Origin of the sequence: Actinotalea ferrariae, from assembly GCF_019733465.1 — a bacterium.
GTDB lineage: Bacteria > Actinomycetota > Actinomycetes > Actinomycetales > Cellulomonadaceae > Actinotalea > Actinotalea ferrariae_A.
The window spans coordinates 1-1,270 of the sequence record NZ_JACVQL010000409.1 but is presented as its reverse complement, the minus strand read 5'-3'; the positions used below and the strand labels follow the sequence as shown (position 1 = coordinate 1,270).

2 protein-coding genes are annotated in these 1,270 nt (G+C 77.2%); one reads left to right on the top strand and one right to left on the bottom strand.

The window, feature by feature from the left end; genetic code table 11:
• The coding region (locus ICW40_RS20435) for a helix-turn-helix transcriptional regulator (protein WP_221655804.1) at positions 1-801 on the bottom strand (801 nt) is incomplete at its 3' end.
• A gap of 33 nt (positions 802-834) precedes the next feature.
• On the opposite strand from ICW40_RS20435, the gene ICW40_RS20430 reads away from it, so the two are divergent.
• The coding region (locus ICW40_RS20430; protein WP_221655803.1) for a DUF3866 family protein at positions 835-1,270 on the top strand (436 nt) is incomplete at its 3' end.

Genomic DNA, 1,270 nt, shown 5'->3' with positions numbered 1-1,270 from the left:
GTGCTGGGCGGCGCGCGCGCGCAGCGCCCCGGCGCGCTCGGGTGCGACGGCGAGCCAGGCCATCCGCCGCTCACCGCGCTGGGCGGTCGCCACCATGCTCCGGGTGTCGACCTCGGCGGGCGGCTCGAACGCCCCGGGCGGACCCTCGGGCCGCACGGGCCCGTCGATCCGGCTGAGGCGGAACACGCGCGCCGCCCCGCGGTCGCGGTCGTGGCCGACGAGGTACCAGCCCCCGCCGCTCGCCACGAGACGCCACGGCTCGACGTGCCGGCGCATGACCTCGCCCGTGCTGGCCGTGCGGTACGTGAAGGTGACCGCCTGACGGTCGTGCGCGGCGTCGAGCAGCGGGGTCAGGGCCGGACCGGCGGGGTGCAGGCGCGGGGCCAGGCCGGCGACGATGTCGGTCTCCGACGGCGTCGCGCCCACCACGCGCAGCTTGGTCAGCGCGCGGGCGGCGTCGGCCCGCAGCGCCTGCCCCTGCCAGAACTCGGCGGCGAGGGCGAGCACGCCGAGCTCGGCCGCGCTGAGCTGCATGGGCGGCAGCGCGTAGGCGTCCGGGTCGATCCGGTAGCCCTGGTCGTCGCCGTGGGCCGCGCTCGAGACGGTCACCACCGGGATGCCCAGGTCGCGCAGGGTCTCCTTGTCGCGCTCGAACATCCGCTCGAAGGCGTCCGTCGAGGCGGCCTGGTCGTACCCCGCGACGGAGGCGCGGATCTGCTCCTTGGTCATGCGGTGCGTGGTGTTCACGAGCGCGATGACGAGGTTGAGCAGCCGCTCGGCGGGAGGCAGGGCGTCGGGCATCGGCACCACGCTAGCGGCCGGTAGCGTGCACGCGTGATCTCCTGGCGAGCGGCGACGGTGGTGTCGCGCGGTCCCGCGTGGACCGGTGCGGTCGAGCTGCGGGTGCGGACGGACGACGGCGACGAGCTCAAGGCCCTCGCCCACCCCCCGCTCGTGGGTGACCCGGAGCCGGGCGACCGCGTGCTCCTCAACGTGTCGGCGCAGGTCCGCGGCCTCGGCACGGGCGGGTACGCGCTCGTCGTCGCGCTCCCCGACCGGCTCCCCGCCGACCCTCCGGCCGGCCCCGGCCACCTCGTCAAGGCGCGCTACACGCCGCTCCAGGCCATGGTGCTCGGGGCCGACGAGCAGGAGTCCCCGCACCACGGCGTCCTCGCCGCGGCCGACGACCTCGACGGCCTCCCCGTCGTCGTCGCGGACCTGCACTCGGCGCTCCCGGCCGTCGTCGCGGGCGCGCGCGCCGCGGCCGCCG